The organism is Paenibacillus sp. LPE1-1-1.1 (assembly GCF_040676435.1).
GTDB lineage: Bacteria > Bacillota > Bacilli > Paenibacillales > Paenibacillaceae > Pristimantibacillus.
The window spans coordinates 1-250 of sequence record NZ_JBEGHY010000037.1 but is presented as its reverse complement, the minus strand read 5'-3'; the positions used below and the strand labels follow the sequence as shown (position 1 = coordinate 250).

Sequence of the window (250 nt, the reverse complement as noted above, 5' to 3'; positions counted from 1 at the left end):
CAAGACCCTGCGGTCTAAGTACCATTGGCGCTGGAGGGCTTAACGGTCGTGTTCGGTATGGGAACGCGTGGTTCCCCTCCGCCATCGCCACCAAACGGATGACATGACTTACATTGAAAGAGGATTAATCTTTCAAAACTGACAACGAGTAAGCGATAAACTGCCAAGTTTATCCGAACCTCATCGGGTCCGGGTATTTCCTTAGAAAGGAGGTGATCCAGCCGCACCTTCCGATACGGCTACCTTGTTA

General features: G+C 50.8%; 1 rRNA gene. It reads right to left on the bottom strand.

What is annotated here, in order from left to right:
- A 5S ribosomal RNA gene (rrf, locus tag MRBLPE1_RS26745) occupies nt 1-95 on the bottom strand; the annotation flags it as partial.
- Nucleotides 96-250 lie beyond the last annotated feature (155 nt).